13 protein-coding genes are annotated in these 17,289 nt (G+C 66.5%); 2 read left to right on the top strand and 11 right to left on the bottom strand.

The annotated features are described in order from the left end of the window. Positions 1–68: 68 nt before the first annotated feature. The gene (locus LJF27_RS05090; protein WP_003100693.1) at positions 69–1,775 is read right to left on the bottom strand and encodes a WG repeat-containing protein; all 1,707 of its coding nucleotides are present in this window, start codon (positions 1,773–1,775) and stop codon (positions 69–71) included. Positions 1,776–1,985: 210 nt separating this feature from the next. On the opposite strand from LJF27_RS05090, the gene LJF27_RS05085 reads away from it, so the two are divergent. Further along, positions 1,986–2,327: an FKBP-type peptidyl-prolyl cis-trans isomerase gene (locus tag LJF27_RS05085; RefSeq protein ID WP_003119325.1), complete on the top strand. Its 342-nt coding sequence runs from the start codon at positions 1,986–1,988 to the stop codon at positions 2,325–2,327. Positions 2,328–2,425: 98 nt separating this feature from the next. On the opposite strand, the gene LJF27_RS05080 is transcribed toward LJF27_RS05085, so the two are convergent. The 3 genes from LJF27_RS05080 to LJF27_RS05070 form a co-directional block, all read right to left on the bottom strand. Beyond that, entirely contained in the window at positions 2,426–3,667 is a 1,242-nt protein-coding gene (locus LJF27_RS05080) for a CynX/NimT family MFS transporter (protein ID WP_003143206.1), read from the bottom strand. Positions 3,668–3,814: 147 nt separating this feature from the next. Further along, complete coding sequence (gene armR, locus LJF27_RS05075) at positions 3,815–3,976, bottom strand: MexR antirepressor ArmR (protein ID WP_003100689.1); 162 nt, start codon at positions 3,974–3,976, stop codon at positions 3,815–3,817. Between the two features lie 7 nt (positions 3,977–3,983). Continuing rightward, on the bottom strand, positions 3,984–4,409 hold the full coding sequence (locus LJF27_RS05070; protein ID WP_003143203.1) for a hypothetical protein: 426 nt from the start codon (positions 4,407–4,409) through the stop codon (positions 3,984–3,986). 204 nt (positions 4,410–4,613) lie between these two features. Between LJF27_RS05070 and nalC the strand changes: the two genes are divergently transcribed. Next, a complete protein-coding gene (gene nalC / locus LJF27_RS05065; RefSeq protein WP_003109635.1) occupies positions 4,614–5,255 on the top strand; it encodes an efflux system transcriptional repressor NalC in 642 nt (213 codons plus the stop codon). A 12-nt stretch (positions 5,256–5,267) separates the two neighbouring features. Here the strand turns inward: nalC and LJF27_RS05060 are convergent, their stop codons facing one another. The 7 genes from LJF27_RS05060 to LJF27_RS05030 form a co-directional block, all read right to left on the bottom strand. Further along, positions 5,268–5,618 carry a hypothetical protein gene (locus LJF27_RS05060; RefSeq protein WP_003100685.1) on the bottom strand — a complete coding sequence of 117 codons (351 nt, stop codon included), beginning with the start codon at positions 5,616–5,618 and terminating at the stop codon, positions 5,268–5,270. A 188-nt stretch (positions 5,619–5,806) separates the two neighbouring features. Further along, a complete protein-coding gene (locus LJF27_RS05055) occupies positions 5,807–6,913 on the bottom strand; it encodes an NADH:flavin oxidoreductase/NADH oxidase (protein ID WP_003100683.1) in 1,107 nt (368 codons plus the stop codon). A gap of 168 nt (positions 6,914–7,081) precedes the next feature. Beyond that, entirely contained in the window at positions 7,082–8,578 is a 1,497-nt protein-coding gene (lasB, locus tag LJF27_RS05050; RefSeq protein ID WP_003113835.1) for a M4 family elastase LasB, read from the bottom strand. Positions 8,579–8,864: 286 nt separating this feature from the next. Continuing rightward, positions 8,865–10,580 (bottom strand): single-stranded-DNA-specific exonuclease RecJ, encoded by a 1,716-nt coding sequence (gene recJ, locus LJF27_RS05045; protein WP_003100681.1) that lies wholly within the window; start codon positions 10,578–10,580, stop codon positions 8,865–8,867. 43 nt (positions 10,581–10,623) lie between these two features. Continuing rightward, positions 10,624–11,163, bottom strand: coding sequence for a YaeQ family protein (locus LJF27_RS05040; protein ID WP_003092594.1), 540 nt, complete (start codon positions 11,161–11,163; stop codon positions 10,624–10,626). A gap of 106 nt (positions 11,164–11,269) precedes the next feature. Then, positions 11,270–11,962 (bottom strand): phospholipase D-like domain-containing protein, encoded by a 693-nt coding sequence (locus LJF27_RS05035; RefSeq protein ID WP_023090384.1) that lies wholly within the window; start codon positions 11,960–11,962, stop codon positions 11,270–11,272. Positions 11,963–11,980: 18 nt separating this feature from the next. After that, entirely contained in the window at positions 11,981–17,221 is a 5,241-nt protein-coding gene (locus LJF27_RS05030) for a DNA repair ATPase (protein WP_003143198.1), read from the bottom strand. Positions 17,222–17,289 lie beyond the last annotated feature (68 nt).

The raw sequence follows: 17,289 nt of genomic DNA, 5'->3' as shown, positions 1-17,289 counted from the left end.
TGGCCAGCAGCCACGGCGAAACAGCGGAACCGCGCGCCCGCCGCAAGGGACGGACGCGCTCGGGGAACTCAGCTCTCGCTGGTTTCCTCGCTCTCTTCGACGGGCGCCGGCTCCTGCTCCGGCTCGCCTTCGTCGTCCTGCTCGTCGTCCGACTGGCAATACGGGGTCGGGTCCTGCGGCCAGATCGCCTTGCCATTGCCGTCGAGCAACTGTTCGGCGCCGCAATCGGTGGTGGCCACGGTGAAGCGCGGCTTGCCGTTCAGGTCGTACAGTGCGCGCAAGGTTTCCGTCGCCTCGTCGCCAGTGCCGCTGACTTCGTAGCCCAGGATGTAACCCTGCTGCGGATTCACCTCCAGCTTCTGCCAGAGCGCTGGAACCAGCGTGCGTCCCTGGCGATCGAGCAACACGGTGTGGGCAGCGTTGTCCATACCGTCGAGACCTTCCAGGAAACGACCGTCATACGCAGACTGGATGCTGATCAGTTCGCCCGGCTCCAGCAGCATCTTGCCGCTGCGGTCCATCAGGCCCACCACCGGCACCTGGCTTTCCGAACCCATGAAGCTGACGGTCTTCTGCGGCCCGCCCTTCTTCGCCACGACGAACAGGTCGTTGCCCAGCGCGCCGATCTGCGCATAACCCGGCTTCACCCACTCGCTGCCTTCGTCGAGGTTGAAGATGCCGAAGTCGGCGCTGAACAGGCCGGTGCTCACGCCGACGGCAGCCAGGCCGGGCACGTCGACGGTGTAGCCAAGCGCGGTGAGGCCGGCGCTGTCGGCCGAATCGTACTGCGGCTGCACCTTCCAGGCGCCGCTGCGATCGATCAGGCCGTACTTGCCCGACGAGCCATCTTCCATGCGCTGCTGGGCCAGCCCGCCCTGCTTGCCGAAGGCGCCGCAACCGGCGAACTGGGCGGCGATCGCCACCTTGCCCTGGTAGTCGAGGTAGCCACAGGGGCTGTCGTACTTCTCGCGGAACGCGACCAGGCCGTTGGCCGGGGTGCCCAGGTAATCGTAGCTCTTGCCGTCACCGACCACGTCGCCCTTGGCATCCACCAGTTGGGAGCCCTTGCCGATGACGCTGGCGCTCATCACGCCGTCGTGGAGGTCGCCCAGGCTCTCGTAGGCCACGGCCTTCTGTTCGCCGGTAGCGAGGTTGATGATCCACTTCTCCTCGCCACGCTCGGCGCTGATCAAGCCGCCGTGTTCGGCGACGCTGCCGTTGACCAGGGTGGTGTCGTAGAGCGCCTCGGTGAGCTGCTTGCCCTTGGCATCGAGGATGCCGCGCTTGCCATCGATCTCGTAGATGATGAATTCGTTGGCACTGTTGGGGTAGATGTCGTCGAAACGCGGCGCCTGGACTTCCTTGCCCTGGCCGTCGACCACGCCGTACTTGCCATCGCGGACGAAGCCATAGAGGTTGGGGGTGAGCAGCGACAGGGCTTCGCCGATATCGTCGCGCAACACCTTGCCGTCCTTCGCCTGGATCAGGTTCCAGCGCTCCTCGCGCGCCGCCATCAGGGTGCCCTGGTAGGCGCTGGCGACGATATTGTCGTAGTCGTTGTCGAACGGCACGAGCAGCTTGGCGTCCTGGTCGATCACCGCGCACTGGCCGTTGAGGCATAGCGGGATGCTCAGTGCAGCCATGCTCGGTGCGGCCGGTTGCGGCGCGACCGCCGCAGGCTTCGGCGCATCGTCGCCCTGGTTGCAGGCGCTGAGGAGCAAGGTGGAAACGGAGACGGCGAGGGTGTTGCGGCCGATACGCGACAGTCTTTGCATGCGGATATGTTCTCGTATGATCCCTGAGATATGTGTCCAGCCGCGATGCGCGCGACATCGCGGAACGCGGTAGCCTTCCCGACGGAAAGGCGCGGGCATGATGCCCGTGCCGCGGACCGCCTGGCAATGCCCTGATCCGTCGGCTCGGCGACAGGCGGCGCGCTTGCTGGCAGAATCGCGGCTTTCCGCAAACCGCGCAGGTACCGCCCCATGAACGACCGACTGCAGATCGAAGACCTCCTCCTGGGCGACGGCAAGGAGGTAGAGAAGGGTGCGCTGATCACCACCCAGTACAAGGGCACCCTGGAAGACGGCACGCTGTTCGACTCCTCCTACGAGCGCGGCCGGCCATTCCAGTGCGTGATCGGCACCGGACGAGTGATCAAGGGTTGGGACCAGGGCCTGATGGGCATGAAGGTCGGTGGCAAGCGACGGCTGTTCGTCCCTTCCCACCTGGCCTACGGCGAACGGCAGGTCGGCGCGCACATCAAGCCCCACTCCAACCTGCTGTTCGAGATCGAACTGCTGGAAGTGCTCACCCGCGACGACTGAGCCGAGGGACGGCGGCGGCCTCTGGCCGCCCGTGCCGAACCAATGCGCAGGACGAATAGTCGCTCGGCTACCCGCCCTGCACGAAGCCGGTTTCTCTTCTAATCCGCGGGGCGAGCCGCGGAACCCGTGGCAATGGCGCGAGGCAGGCCGTCCAGCGCACGCAGCAGGCAGAACCCCAGGACGGCCCCCGCCGCGCCCGCGACCAGCATCAGGCCGATCGCGCCCGACCAGTCGAAACGGCTGACGATCAGGCCGATCAGCAAGGGGCCGATCACCTGCCCCAGGTAGTTGCCCTGCATTACCCAGCCGATGGCCAGTGGCGTCAGCGAAGGCGCGGGCGAGGCCAGCGGCGCGGTCGCCAGCACGGTGGTGGGAAGCATGCCGGCGACCGCCGAGAAGACGAACCCCAGCGCAATCGCCAGGAGTCCCGGCGTCGCGGCATGGAAGAACGCCGCACCGGTGAGTCCCATCAGGATCGCGGTGCTCGCCAGCAAGGCGCCGGGACGTATGCCGCGGGAAAGGATGAAGCCCGCCGCGACATTGCCCAGGGCGTTCGCCGCGACGATGGCCGCGCCGATGAGTCCCGCAGTCTCCAGGGCGACGCCCAGGCGCTGCATGAGGAACACGGGGAGGAACGTCATCAGGGCGAAGAACTGCAGGTTGTAGGTGGTGAAGCCGAGCGCCAGCAGGGTGATCGCCGGAACCTTGAGCAACGCGCCAAGACCGGCCGGCCTCACGCCTGCCGCCCTGCACCCATCGTCGGCAGGGACGCTGAGCGGCAGCAGCAGCGCCGCGACCAGTACCAGCAGTGCGCTCAGTTGCCAGTCGGCACGCCAGTCCGCGAGCAGCGGCCCGAACAGCATCGAGAGGGCGATTCCGCCTGCCATGAAGGTGCTCCACAGACCGAACACCACGCTGCGCCGCGTCTCGCTGGTGATCCTGTGCAACACGGCGGGCGCCGCCACTACCACGATGAGGAAACCGAGCCCTTCGACGAAGCGAGTGGCAAGCAACCAGGCGAAGTCCTGCATCGACGCACCGAGCAGGCTCGCCCCGCCGAGAATCGCCAGCCCAACGGTCAGCAGCCGGCGATCTCCCCAACAACGCACCAGGAGGCCGGCGGCGATGCCGCCGAATACGCCGACGAACGGAAAGGCGGACATGATCCAGCTCAGCGCGGCGAGGTCGCCGCCGAAGCTCCGTTGCAGCGACGGCAGGGCGATGGTCGCCTTGCCGACATGCAGGGCAGCGGCGATGCCGGCGAAGATCACATTGGCAACTGCCAGCCATCGCGGGCTGGCCTGGGGGTGCGGACGAGCGAGAGTGGACGGGCTATCCATCGTTGCCTCCGGGCATGGAGTGGCGCCCGGCAAGATCGCCAGACGCTCTGCGCGGATTCTGATAGCTCAAGTTAACTTGAGGTAAAGAGCCCAGGAATCAAACGATGTGTTCCATCGCCCGCACCAATGGCAATCCGGCACGCCCGCTCAGTAGAAGTGCTCGCCGTAGAGGTCCCAGGCATTGCGCCGGGCTGCCCGGCGCAGCTGCTCGGTGTAATCCCGCCGGCCGACGGCGGATCGTCCCGAGCTGGCAGCGACAGCTTCGGTCTCGGTGCGGGACGGTTTGTTGCGCGGAGTGTTCAGGGACATGGCGGCGTCACCAGTTCATCCCCGTCGCCGGCCCGCTCAGCAGTGCCTTCGCCATGCCGCGGGCGGACGCCAGGTCCGGCGCCACGCTCACCGGCGGGCCGTAGACAGCCTGCAGCACCGGCGCCAGTTGCTGCAGGTCGGCGAGGTTGTCCGGCTGGCCGTTGGCACTGAGCAGGATGCCCCGGCAATGCTCGACGAAGCGCTGGCGATTTTCCTTGAGCCACAACACCAGGCGCTTGCGCGCCTGCTGGTCGCCTTCAGCTTCTTCCTGCGGGAGCGGCGGATAGACCAGGGCGAAATCGCGCTCGACGGCCAGCAGCGCTTCGACCTCCTCCAACCAGCGCTCGACATCGGCCAGCTCGCGGGGCATCTCGCGGACCTGGACCAAGGGAAAGGCATCGATATCCAACAGGCTCTTAGCGGGGGCATTCATGGGGGGACTCCTGCGGGGAGGCAAGGCGGAGGAATGAGCGGAAGTGCTTGCCAAAACAGTACTGTACGATACAGTTCTTAAATGACCAGCGTCAACCCTAACGAGAAACGCTCTCAGCAAACCGCCTGGAGGCTTGAACGGACCGTCCCGACGGCCCACCATGCGCACCTTCCGACCGCCACCCCGCGAGGCCCGATACCGCTCATGAACGATGCTTCTCCCCGTCTGACCGAACGCGGCAGGCAACGCCGCCGCGCCATGCTCGACGCCGCTACCCAGGCCTTTCTCGAACACGGTTTCGAAGGCACCACCCTGGACATGGTGATAGAACGGGCCGGTGGTTCACGGGGGACCCTGTACAGCTCCTTCGGCGGCAAGGAGGGCCTGTTCGCCGCGGTGATCGCCCACATGATCGAGGAAATCTTCGACGACAGCGCCGATCAGCCGCGCCCCGCCGCCACGCTGAGCGCCACCCTCGAGCATTTCGGCCGGCGCTTTCTCACCAGCCTGCTCGATCCCCGCTGCCAGAGCCTCTATCGCCTGGTGGTGGCGGAATCCCCGCGGTTTCCGGCGATCGGCAAGTCCTTCTACGAGCAGGGGCCGCAGCAGAGCTATCTGCTGCTCAGCGAGCGACTGGCCGCGGTCGCTCCTCACATGGACGAGGAAACGCTCTACGCGGTGGCCTGCCAGTTTCTCGAGATGCTCAAGGCCGACCTGTTCCTCAAGGCCCTCAGCGTGGCCGACTTCCAGCCGACCATGGCGCTGCTGGAAACCCGCCTCAAGCTGTCGGTGGACATCATCGCCTGCTACCTGGAACACCTGTCGCAGCGCCCCGCGCAGGGCTGAGCGACGCGCCGATCAGGCGGAGGGCGGCAGCGCCTGGCCCGGCAGTTCGGTGAGGTGGATCTCGGTGACCAGGGGTTCCTGGCGCGGCAGGGTACGTTCGAGCAGGGGTGAGAAACGCGCCAGCGCGCCGATCAGGTCCCACTGGGTCTCCAGGGCGGCCCCCAGCTCCGAGAGTTCGTTCAGGACCCGATGACCGACCCGTTGCAGGCGTGGCTCTTCGCTCTGGCTGAGCTCCACCGAAAGGTGCGCCAGCATGGTGGTCATGTTGTTCATGTTGCGTGTCGCCAGGACCAGGATATTGGCCAGCAGGGCGACATCGCTGTCAGGCAGGGAGGCGTGGGGAGAACCGGCGTTGGCGTGCATGCGAGCATCCTTTCTCGAAGTGCGGTCCGGAGCGAACGTCGCGGGAGAATAACATCATATTGCCATTACGCAATATCTCCCACGAAACGCTCAGGTTGATTTCCTGATGCCAGGCAGACCGCCAAGGTCGGCAAAGGTTTCCATCAGGTGGGCCGCCAGCGCCTCGCCGCGCCGACGGCCCCGACGGCTCACTGCATTTCCAGGGATTTGCGCGGCGGCGTGCTGCGATGAGCGGCTCGCAGGTACTGCGGCGGCCAGGGCATCTGCTCGTTGCGCAGTTCGTCGGCGGCGTGCAACGGCCAGTACGGATCGCGCAGCAGTTCACGGGCAAGCAGGATCAGGTCGGCCTGACCGGTGCGCAGGATATGCTCGGCCTGCACAGGCTCGGTGATCATGCCCACCGTGCCGCTGGCGATGCCGGCCTCCTTCTTCACCCGTTCGGCGAACTCGGTCTGGTAGCCCGGTCCTACCGGGATTTCCGCATTCGCCGCGGTACCGCCGGAAGACACGTCGATCAGGTCCACGCCTAGGTCCTTCAGGCGCCGGGCCAGTTCCACGGTCTCGTCGGGGTTCCAGCCATCCTCCACCCAGTCGGTGGCGGACAGCCGCACGAATAGCGGCAACTCTTGCGGCCAGGCCTTGCGCACCGCGGCGGTGACCTGCAGAAGCAGGCGGATGCGGTTCTCGAAGCAGCCGCCGTACTGGTCGCGACGCTGGTTCGACAGCGGCGAGAGGAACTGATGCAACAGGTAGCCGTGGGCCGCATGCACCTCCGCGACCTTGAAGCCGGCAGCCAGGGAGCGCTCGGCGGCGCGTACGAAGGCCTGCACCAGCGCCTCGATCTGCGCCTCGCTCAGGGCCTCGGGGGTCGTGTGCTGGGGATCGAACGGGATCGCCGACGGCGCCACCGGTATCCAGCCGCCGTCGCCGATCGGCACGCTGCCGTGCTTGCCCAGCCACGGCCGCCAGGTACTCGCCTTGCGCCCGGCGTGGGCCAGCTGGACCCCGGCGACCGCGCCCTGGGACTCGATGAAACGGGTGATGCGATGCAACGGCTCGACATGCGCGTCGCTCCAGATGCCGAGGTCGTCAGCGGTGATGCGCCCCTCGGGCAACACCGCGGTGGCTTCGACTATCACCAGGCCGGCGCCGCCCACCGCGCGGCTGCCCAGGTGCACGAGATGCCAGTCGTTGGCCAGGCCCTCCTGCGCCGAGTACTGGCACATGGGCGATACGGCGATGCGGTTGGGCAAGGTGATTTGACGCAGGCTAAGAGGCTCGAACAGCAGACTCATGGCAGGACTCCCGGTCGGTCTTGGAATAAAGCTCACACCTGAACTTTAGACCGGGTTCGCGGAGGCCAACGGCCCAAGCGACATAAAGCAGCCGCCCTCCTGGCGGAAGACGGCTTGAGCGACCCCGACCGGCATTCCTTCCTGGAGTGCCAGCCGGGACCACCGAGCTTACAACGCGCTCGGGCAGGTCACGCCGACGGTGCTGAACGCCCGGGTGACGTCAGCCGCCGAGTAGTTGCGGTTCTGCGCCGAGCGAATCACCCCGCAGGCGCCGCTGTTGTAGTTGCTGGTGGCGGTCCAGTAGTAGCGGTTGGCGTCGACGAACACCTCGAAGGCCTTGCGGGTATCCCAGCCCGGCGAATTGGCCAACAGGTAGAACGCACGGTTGTACACGCCGCTGGAGTGGTGCACGTCGATGCCGTTGTAGTACTGCGACGCGTTGTCGATGGATCGCCCGTCGCGGCTGGGCTGGTCCATGTAGCGCAGCGCACCGCTGCCCTTCTTGATGTCGTAGCCGATCAGGAAGTCGTTCTTGCCGCGCATATAGAACTCGGCAGCCTCGCCGGCCATGTCGGAGAAAGCTTCGTTCATTCCGCCTGATTGCCCGCGGTAGATCAGCCCGGAGTTCTGCTCGGTGAAGCCGTGGCTGACCTCGTGGGCCGCCACGTCCAGCGACACCAGCGGATAGAACATGGTGGCGCCGTCGCCGAAGAGCATCGCCGTGCCGTCCCAGTAGGCGTTCTCCACGCTGCGCCCGTAGTGCACCTTCATGTACAGCTTGTGGGTCAGCGGGCTGGTGCCGAACCAGTCCCGGTACAGTTTGAACACCACGCCGCCGAAGAAATGCGCGTCGTTCAGCGGCGAATAGGCGCCGTTGACCTGCTTGTAGGTGTTGGTCGGGCAGGCGAAGCGGAACGGCGTGGTCTTGCTGTCGTCGGTGCTGCTGTTCATGTCGACGGTGATGACGTTGCCGTCGTCCATCTCGCAGCGGTCGTTGACGATCAGCGGACCGTAGTCGCTACCGTAGGTGTACTTGCCGATCTTCTGGTTGCCGCCGGGGCCGCCCGCCTCGGCGTGGGCCAGGCCTTCCCACTGATCGAGCACTTCGCCGGTCTTGGCGTCGATGACGAAATGCGGCCGCGACAGTCCCTCGCCGGGAATCAGGTAGGAGACGTTGTAGACCAGTTGGGCGATGTTGTTCTCGCCCAGGCGGATCACCAGTTCCACTTTGTCATTCTCGGTCTTGCGGCCCTGGGCCTTCAGGCTCTTGGCCTGGGCCAGCACCTGCTCGGCGGATACCGCCGCGGTGGTGCTGCCCGGCAGGTCGGCGGCGATGTTGGCGACGAAATGGCCGCTGCGCTGCGCCGCCACGCTCTTGCCGGGACCCTTGACTTCGGTGATGGCTTCGCCGACCACCCGTACGCCGTTGTGGAATTGCTCGTAGCGGGTGACCTGCTTGCCGTTGGGCAGGGTCGTGCTGCGGATCGCTTTCAGTTCGTCGGCACCGCCAGCGCCGACCGCGGCTTGCAAGGTGACTGGGCCGGGCGCGCCCTGGGCAGCCTTGCTGGGGAGTTTGGACACGTCGATCAGGTCGGCGGCAAAAGCGGCCGGCGAAACACCCATGATCGCAACGAACAACAGGTCAAGCGTAGAAACCTTCTTCATCTTGTTCAGTTCTCCTGGTTTTTTCAGGCCGAAGTACTCGGCCGACGCTTACCGCCGCCTTGTGGGCTGATCGGAACAGCCGTATCAGTCCTTCGGGTAGAAGGAACTGCACTCCCCTGGCTCGGTCCCGTTTTCGACGGTGCTTTCGTGTACCAAAAAGAACCCGCGGCCAAACCTGCCAGAACTGGCAGGTAGCCTTGATTTCGCCGGAAATCTGTATGTTTTCGCTGGAATAGCTAACAGAAAAGCAGGGGGCAGCTAGGTTGCCCGTGGCCCCGTGGCGCGTTCAGCGAGGAGCCATGTGGACGATCATCAGTTGCACGCTTTCCTGGCCGCGGAATTCGTTGACGTCGAGCTTGTAGGCCAGCTCGGCCCAGCGCACGGTAGGGTTGGGCCACTGCTCGCGGTCGATGTTGAAGGCAATGCCATCCAGTTGCAGCGAGCCGCATTCGCTTTTCAGCACCAGCTTCAGGTGACGCTCGCCGACGATCCGCTGCTGCACCAGCTGGAACACCCCGTGGAACATCGGCTCGGGAAAGTGCTGGCCCCAGGGACCGGCCTGGCGCAACGCGCGCGCCAGCTCCAGGTGGAACTCCTGGATGCTCAACTGGCCATCGGAGAGCAGGCGCCCGGCCAGGTCCTCCTCGGCCAGTTGGCGGCGTACTTCGGCATCGAAGGCGGCGGAGAAAGCGCCGAAGTTTTCCTGCGGCAACGATAGTCCGGCAGCCATCGCGTGGCCGCCGAACTTGCTGATCAGCCCGGGATGACGGGCGGCTACCGCGTCCAGCGCGTCGCGGATGTGGAAGCCGGGAATCGACCGTGCCGAGCCTTTCAGGCTGCCGTCGCCGGCATCGGCGAAGGCGATGGTCGGCCGGTGGTAACGCTCCTTCAGGCGCGAGGCGAGGATTCCGATCACGCCCTGGTGCCAGTCGGCGTCGAACAGGCACAAGCCGAACGGCAGTTGCTCCAGGCTCAGCTCCTTGAGCTGCGCCAGCGCCTCGCGCTGCATACCCTGCTCGATGGCCTTGCGGTCCTGGTTCAACTGGTCGAGCTGCACCGCCATGTCGCGGGCCAGCGCTTCGTCGTCGCAGAGCAGGCATTCGATGCCGAGGGACATGTCGTCGAGCCGACCCGCCGCGTTCAGGCGCGGACCGAGGATGAAACCCAGGTCGGTGGAGGTGATCCGTACCGGAGGCCGCCCGGCCACCTCCAGCAGCGCGCGCAAGCCCGGCCGGGCGCGGCCGGCGCGGATGCGCGCGAGGCCCTGGTGGACCAGGATGCGGTTGTTGGCATCGAGCGGCACCACATCGGCGACGCTGCCCAGCGCCACCAGGTCGAGCAGCTCGGCGAGGTTCGGTTCCTTCAGCCCGCGCCGGGCGAACCAGTCCAACTCGCGCAGGCGCGCCCGCAACGCCAGCATCACATAGAAGATCACCCCGACCCCGGCCATGGCCTTGCTGGGGAATTCGCAGCCCGGCTGGTTGGGGTTGATGATCGCATCCGCCGCCGGCAGTTCCGGGCCAGGCAGGTGGTGGTCGGTGACCAGCACCTTGAGCCCCGCGGCTTTCGCCGCCTGGACGCCGTCCACGCTGGAGATGCCGTTGTCCACCGTCACCAGCAGGTCGGGACGCTTCTCCAGGGCCACGCCGACGATCTCCGGGGTCAGGCCGTAGCCGTACTCGAAGCGGTTCGGCACCAGGTAATCGACCCAGGCCGCGCCGAGCATGCGCAGGGCCAGCACGCCGACGCTGCTGGCGGTGGCGCCGTCGGCGTCGAAGTCGCCGACGATGAGAATCCGCTGGCCGCCCTCCAGGGCGTCCACCAGCAGCGCCACGCCCTCCTCGATGCCTTTCAGCCGCTGGTAGGGAATCAGCCGCGCCAGGCCCTTGTCCAGCTCCTCGGCGCAACGCACGCCACGAGCCGCGTACAGGCGCGCCAGCAATGGCGGAAGGTCGCCGAGATCGGGCAGGGTTTCGGGCAGGGGGCGGGGTTCGATACGCATCAGGTCACTCGTTCGGCTCGACGGAAGGAAACGGCGGCGGCGATCAACGCTCGCCCTGCAGCCACTCCAGCTGCAACTCGTGCTGGCCGTTCTCGTCGGTGACGAACAGGGTGCCCTCGCTGATCATCACGGTCCAGTTGATCGAACGCGGCAGGTCGCGGGACAGGCTCTCCAGGGGTTCCTGGGGCACTGCCGCGACGTTGATGTTCTTCAGGCTGCGCACGCTGTCCAGCACCTTGGTCTGCCAGACCCGCAGGTTGCCATAGGCGAGCAGGCTGAAGCGCTCGCAGCGACGCGAGCACCAGGTGATGCGCTCGGCGTCCGGCTGGCCGACTTCGATCCAGTGCAGGACCCGGCCGTCCAGGCTCTTTTCCCAGAGCGCCGGTTCGTCCACGTCCGACAGGCCACGCCCGAAGGCGATCTGCTCGCCGTACCAGAGCACGTAGGCCAGCAAGCGCACGGCCAGGCGCTCCTCGGTCTCGGAGGGGTGCCGGGCCACGGTCAGGCGCAACGTCTCGTAGACCCCGCGGTCCAGGTCGGTGAGGGAAATATCGGCTTTATAGGGCGTGGATTGCAGGGCCATGGGAATACCGGCGTGGGAAGCGAAAGGGCGCAAGTCTAACCTGAAACCCGCCCGCGTGCGGTCCGCCGGCCGACCGCCTGCCCTGCCTTTCTCGCGTCGCTGCCGCTCAGCGCGGGGCGTAGCGGCCCCAGAGTTCCTCGAACTCTCGCCGATAGGCGCCGATCAGCACGGCGTCGTCGGTTACCAGCAGGTTCTCTTCGTTGTTGACGCTGGCGCTGCGGGTCCAGTTGAAACTGCCGTTGAGCAGCCAGGCGCCATCCACCAGGGCGAACTTGTGGTGCATGTGGAAGGGACTGTCGTCGATTCGCAGCGGTACGCCGGCCTCGCGCAGCGCATGGATGTCGCTGCCTTCGTCGAACTGCTTGTCATCGTCGCTGATGATCCGCACCGGAACACCGCGCCGATGGCAGGCCAGGATTTCCGCACTGAGCTGGTCGTCGGAGATGGTGAACACGCAGATGTCCAGGCTCTGCCTGGCCTGCCGGCACAGCTCGCGGATCTTCCGCCGACACTCCTCGCCGGGACTGAAATAGGCGCTGGCGCGGCTGCGCGGCGGCGCCGCGGTAACCTCCAGGGTGCGCACCACCTGCTCCAGCCACTTCAGGGCGGCTATCCGTTCGCCCTGCTCCTCCACGAGGACCAGCTCACGCACCAGGTCGAAGGCACGGTTGCGCAGGAAACGCACCTGGTCGGGCGCCAGCTCGCTGCCCAGTTGGCGTAGTTCGTCCCGTTCCTCGTTGCTCAGCTTCAGGTCGGCCAGGCTGTCGCGCAGCTGGCGGTCCAATCCGTCGAAGTCCATTTCCCGCTCCTCGTGTCCTCAGGGTTGATCGTTCTCCAGCGGCCTCTGCTCGCCGCCCAGCAACCGGCCCAGTTCGTCGAGGCGGCTGGATATCTCGTTGATGCGGTTGTGCGTGCGCAGGTCGACGTCGATCTTGCGGTCCATCACCTTGATCAGCGGCAGGAAACTGTCCTGCAGGCAGGCGGCAAGGCTCTCCAGCACCTGCTGCACGCCCGGCTGCGCAGGCGCCGTCACCTCGACGTTCAGCGCCGGCGCGCCCTGGCCGAGCTGGCGCAATCCAGCCAACAACTCGTCCCAGGGCGCCGGTTGTACCGGCTGGGGTTCGCGAGCCAGGCCACGGACGCTTTCCACAAGGTCGTTGAGCTGCGCAACCAGCCGTCCGCCGACGTCGGCGTCGCTGCCGCCCATGGACTTGTTGCGCAGGAAGTCACGCTTGATCTGCGCCCAGCGCTCGGCCTGCTCGGGGCTCTGGTTGCCGCGCAGTTCGGCGAGCTTCAGCAGGTTCTCCTCGGCTCCGGTGGTCAGCAGTTGCGACTCGCCCTGGTAGTGGTCGGCGATCAGTTGCAGCAGCTCGGCATCGTTCATCACCGCGGAGATCTTCTCCGCCATCTTGTTCATGTTGCGGTAGCTGCCCTGCAGCTTGAACGGCGGCTCGCTGCGGTACTGGTCGGCCTGGGCGGCGCTGGCGATGTACTGCTGGTTGACCTTGAGCACCACGTCGCGCACCTGCATGAGGCGTTGCAGGGTGCTGCTGATCTCGTTGATCTCGGCACCGCTGTAGCCGTGGGCCAGCTCGTTGCTGGAGAACGGCTTGCCCTCGGCCTTGGCGACGAAGCGATAGACGTCGGCCATGTCGCGGGTGGCCAGCGGCGCGAGAACCGGGTTGGAGGTCAGGGCGTTCTCGATGTAGCTGAGGGAGAACGCCTCCTGCATGCCGCTGAGGGTGTCGCCGAGGTTGTAGATGTCGGCGCGGTTGGCGAGCATGTCGGGAATGCGGAAGACCTCGCCGGACTCGGTGTAGGGGTTGCCCGCCATCACCACGCAGAACTTCCGCCCACGCATGTCGTAGGTCTTGGTCCGGCCCTTCCACACCCCTTCCACCCGGCGCGTGCCGTCGCAGAGGGAGATGAACTTCTGCAGGAACTCCGGATGGGTGTGCTGGATGTCGTCGACATAGAGCATCACGTTGTTGCCCATCTCCAGCGCCAGGTTGAGCTTCTCCAGTTCCTGCCGCGAAGTCGCGTCCGGCGCCTGCCCGGGGTCGAGCGAGCGCACCTCGTGGCCGAGGGCAGGACCGTTGATCTTCATGAAGATCAGCCCCAGGCGATGCGCCACGTACTCCATCAGGGTGGTCTTGCCGTAGCCTGGCGGGGAGATCAGCATCAGCAGGCCCATCAGGTCGGTGCGCTTGTTCTCGCCCACCGTCCCCATCTGCTTGGCCAGGTTGTCGCCGATGACACCCAGGTAGACGTCATTGATCAGCTTGTTGCGAACGAACGAGGACAGCGGTCGCGGCTTGAACTCGGCCAGGCGCAATGCCTCGCGCTCGCGTTCGACGATCTCCTGGCGCAGCGCCTGGTAGCGCCGCAGCCCCGGCAGGAATTGCTGGCGATGGCGACGCAGGCGGCCGAAGAAGTCGTCCACCGCCAGCGCCAGGCCGCGTTCGAAGATGCGCGGATGCTCGCCCATCAGGCCGTCGACCTGGAAGCGCAGGTCGACCTCGGTGATCCGTCGTGGCATCTCCTCGTCCAGCAACGAGAGCGCCACCGCCTCGTCCAGGTAGGCCGCCAGCGGCTGGAACTCGGCGTCGCCACATAGTCCGCGCAGCCAGTTGCCGGCCAGTTCCCACTGGGCGGCGGGCCGCTCGCCGAGACGCTCCAGGGTCTGCCGGTAGTCGTCCCATAGACGCGCGCCTTGCAGGCGCAGCTTGAGTCCTTCCTGCAATTGCCGGGCATATTTGCTGAAGGTGAATTCGGGACGCTCGGCGGACAATTCCCAGACCAGGTACTCGGCCGCCTCGTCGATATGCTGCGGGTCCAGCGCGATGGGCTGTTCGGCGAGCAGCGCACGCATCGCCGCGGCCACTTCGCCGCGAAGGGCGAGCAGGCCGTCGTCACGACCGAACATCTGCTGGATGCTGCGGCTGCTGCGTGCCCGCTCGGGCCAGCCGGCGACTTCCCGCTCCTCGCGCCGGCGGCTCCAGAACAGGCTGGCGAAGGCCCGCGCCGAGGGTGCGTAGCGTAGCAGTCCGGCGCTCTCGCGCAACGGCAGCAGGCGAACCAGGATCGCCGCCGCATCGTGGTCGTGAATGCCTTTCTCGTAGCCCTCCTTGTAGCGCGGTGCGGCGAAATCGCGGATCGCCCGCGCCAGCTCGTCCGGCTGCGCCAGCAGCGCCTGCAAGCGCTCCAGGCTGAAGCCATCGCGGCCCGCGTCGGCGGCGGCGAGCACTTCGCCGGCGAGATATTCGGCGCGGTACAGCGTCTCCGATTCGGATTCCAGGTTCACCTGCCAGAACTCGCGCAACTCATCGAGCCGCGGGTCCTGCAGCGGTTCGAGGAAATCGGTGCCGGTCAGGTGCAGGTACAGCGCGTCGCCGCGCGGCATCAGGGTCAGGTCGAGTTCCTGGGTGTTGACGCTGAAGCGGTGGCGCGGGCCCAGGCGGATGACGTCGCCGCCCTCCTCGAACAGCTCGCTCTTGTCGCGCAATGCGCGGACCGCCTGGTCGCGCGCGGCCTTCAGGCGCGCCTCGACGTCGTCGGCCTTGACGCTGTCCTTCAATTCGCGAAGACGTTCGGCCAGTTCGCGCAACTTGAGGATCAGCGGGTCGGCGGCGAAGAACGCGTTCAGTTCCTCCGCCTGGGTGAAGCGCGCGGTGCGTCGTTGCAGGCTGTCGAGAATTCGCCGGGCGGCGTCGAGCAGTCCCTGGGCCTTGCGCTGGCGCTCGTCGAGCAGGGTCTGCTTGTGCGCTTCGAAGGTTTCCAGCAGCTCCTCGCGCTTGGCCAGGATGTCGCCGAGGAACTGCTCATGGTCGCCGAACTGGCTTTCCAGTTCCTCCAGTTGCACCAGCAGGCGCGACAGTTGCTCGTCGCAGCGCTCGGGGTCCTGGGCCTGGGCCAGGGCGTTGGTGATGCCCTGGCCGAAGAGTTTGAACTGGGCGCCGAACTGGGCCACGGTCTCGCTCGAACCGAGTCCCTTGCGCCGCTGCTCGGCGCGCGCCTTGGCCTGGTTCAGGCGGGCGTAGATCTCCGAGATCGACTCGATGATGCGGGTCCGCTGGGTCGCGTCGTCGATGCGCAGCGAAGCCATCAGCGAGGACAGCATGTCGAGGTCGCCGGCCATCGCCTCCAGGGCCGCCAGCGGCTCGCCGAGCTGGGCCACGGTCTCGGCTTTCTGCGCCTCGCCATCGAGGCTCTGCAGGCGCTCCAGCAAGGGCTGCAGGGCCTGTTCGCTGGCGAGGAAGGTCGCGGTGGCGGCGGCCACCCGCTCGTGGGCCGCGAGCAGTTCGGCCTCCATGGCGTCGAGTCGCGCCACGTCGATGTAGCGGTACTCGCGGATGGTCAGCAGCAACCCACGCTGGGCGGTGATGCCGTTGAGCCCGTCGACGAACTGCTGCACCCGGTCCCAGCCGTCGGGCAGCAAGCCGGAGAGCAGCGCCTTGTGCCGCTCCTCCGCGTCGACCATCGCCTGGGCCGACTGGCGGCGGATACTTTCGACCTTCTCGTACTCGTCGAGCACCAGCTCGGCGGTCGCCGCCACTTCGCGCAACAGCGGCGCCAAGCCGTCCAGTTGGTCGCTGCCGAGCCAGTGGTAGACGTCGAACAGGCGCTGGGTGTTCTGGCACAGCAGCGAGTAGCGCTGGATCGAAACCGCCGGGGTCTCGATCTCCCGGCACAAGTCGTAGAGGTCGGAGACGCCGCGCACCAGCTCGGCATTGCCGATCCGCCCGAGAAAACCGCTACGCGCCGGTTGGCGGGCCGCGTACTCCTCGGTGCAGAACGGCGTCTGCCAGACCTGCATCGGATGGATGCGGGTCGGTTCCTCGCCTTCGGCGGCGAAGATCACCATGCGCCCGTCCTCCAGGCGCGCGTAGCCGTGGCCGAACAGCGGATTCTGCAACTGGCGGTTGATCAGGTTGTAGGTGAGCAGCACGTTCCGCCCCTGCTCGGGATGGTAGAAAACGTACTGCACGTCCTCGCCGTTGGGCGAGCGTACCGAGCGCTTGAAGCGCATGCCTTCCATGGATTGCTCGAAGGTGCGGTACTCGCCGTTCTGCAGGTAGTAGCCGCCGGGGAAGATGATCCCGTGGTCCTCCGGCAACTGGATGCAGGCCAGGCCGATGGCGTCGATGCGCTCGACCTTGCCGGTCAGGCTGTTGAACACCAGGTAGCGCCACTGCTCCTCGCGATAGGGCAGGACCTTGAGCAGCAGCAGGCTGCCGAGGCGGGCGAACTCAACTTGCGCGTCGTCCAGCGACTGGGTCTTGTCCATCACCTCTTCGCGATAGATGCCCAGGCCGACCTCGGTGTTGTTCTCGACCTTGATGGTCAGGTCGCCGCCAATGGTCTCGACGAACAGGGTGTCGAGGATGTTCAGGTGCGGGAAGCGGCCCTCCACCACCATCTCGCGGGTAGCCCGCTGCCATTCGAAGTCGAACGGTGCCGGCAAGGCGATGTCGCGCTCGCCGCGGTTGTCGATGTAGCGGACTTCGCTGCCGTCGCTGGAGATCGACCAGCGGAACACGCGGATGTCGGTGATCCGCTCGCCGATCTGGAAGCTGGCCAGCAGCTTGCCGTCGCGGATCGCCAGTTGCAGCAGGCGGGTGTTCTTGTAGTAGGTGTAAAGCTCGTTGAAGTCGTTGACGAAGCCCGGCGCGGCGAGAAAGCTGTCCCCCAGTGGCACAGGCTCCGCCTCGTAGCCTTCGCTGCCCTCCACCAGGCGGTAGAGGGAGAACACGTCGGCCACGCCGGTTTCCTTGCGCAGGCCGATGAACACGTTGTAGCCGAACAGCAGGCAATCGCCGACCTGGACGATATCGCGGGCGATGCAGTTGTTCTCGGTACGGATGCGGACCCGGCCGATCACATCCATCTGGCTGTCGCCGAACTCCTCCAGGCGACTGGCGTTGAGCCTTTCGGCGGTCTGCCGCAGGCGCTGGCCCTGCTCCAGCAGGCGCTTGTGCAGCACCTCGTAGGCGCCGCCCTCGGCAACGGCCTTGTCCAATACGTCCTGCGCGGGAGTTGCGGCTTGAGTGTCCGACATCCTGGTCTTCCTGGGTCTACGGCGGTCATCGATGGAAACCGGCCCGAGCGGCCTGCCCCGGGCGCAGC

The sequence above is a fragment of the Pseudomonas sp. 203-8 genome, assembly GCF_020708595.1.
In the GTDB taxonomy this organism is placed as follows: Bacteria; Pseudomonadota; Gammaproteobacteria; order Pseudomonadales; family Pseudomonadaceae; genus Pseudomonas; species Pseudomonas aeruginosa.
This window is presented reverse-complemented; position numbering and strand designations above follow the sequence as displayed.

What these genes read in the sequence shown, in the direction of transcription:
- LJF27_RS05085 (WP_003119325.1), top strand. Translation starts at nt 1,986, where the DNA reads ATGAACGACCGACTGCAGATCGAAGACCTCCTCCTGGGCGACGGCAAG.
- LJF27_RS05060 (WP_003100685.1), bottom strand. Translation starts at nt 5,618, where the DNA reads ATGCACGCCAACGCCGGTTCTCCCCACGCCTCCCTGCCTGACAGCGAT.
- LJF27_RS05030 (WP_003143198.1), bottom strand. Translation starts at nt 17,221, where the DNA reads ATGTCGGACACTCAAGCCGCAACTCCCGCGCAGGACGTATTGGACAAG.
- armR (WP_003100689.1), bottom strand. Translation starts at nt 3,976, where the DNA reads ATGTCCCTGAACACTCCGCGCAACAAACCGTCCCGCACCGAGACCGAA.
- recJ (WP_003100681.1), bottom strand. Translation starts at nt 10,580, where the DNA reads ATGCGTATCGAACCCCGCCCCCTGCCCGAAACCCTGCCCGATCTCGGC.
- LJF27_RS05055 (WP_003100683.1), bottom strand. Translation starts at nt 6,913, where the DNA reads ATGAGTCTGCTGTTCGAGCCTCTTAGCCTGCGTCAAATCACCTTGCCC.
- lasB (WP_003113835.1), bottom strand. Translation starts at nt 8,578, where the DNA reads ATGAAGAAGGTTTCTACGCTTGACCTGTTGTTCGTTGCGATCATGGGT.
- LJF27_RS05080 (WP_003143206.1), bottom strand. Translation starts at nt 3,667, where the DNA reads ATGGATAGCCCGTCCACTCTCGCTCGTCCGCACCCCCAGGCCAGCCCG.
- LJF27_RS05070 (WP_003143203.1), bottom strand. Translation starts at nt 4,409, where the DNA reads ATGAATGCCCCCGCTAAGAGCCTGTTGGATATCGATGCCTTTCCCTTG.
- LJF27_RS05090 (WP_003100693.1), bottom strand. Translation starts at nt 1,775, where the DNA reads ATGCAAAGACTGTCGCGTATCGGCCGCAACACCCTCGCCGTCTCCGTT.
- nalC (WP_003109635.1), top strand. Translation starts at nt 4,614, where the DNA reads ATGAACGATGCTTCTCCCCGTCTGACCGAACGCGGCAGGCAACGCCGC.
- LJF27_RS05040 (WP_003092594.1), bottom strand. Translation starts at nt 11,163, where the DNA reads ATGGCCCTGCAATCCACGCCCTATAAAGCCGATATTTCCCTCACCGAC.
- LJF27_RS05035 (WP_023090384.1), bottom strand. Translation starts at nt 11,962, where the DNA reads ATGGACTTCGACGGATTGGACCGCCAGCTGCGCGACAGCCTGGCCGAC.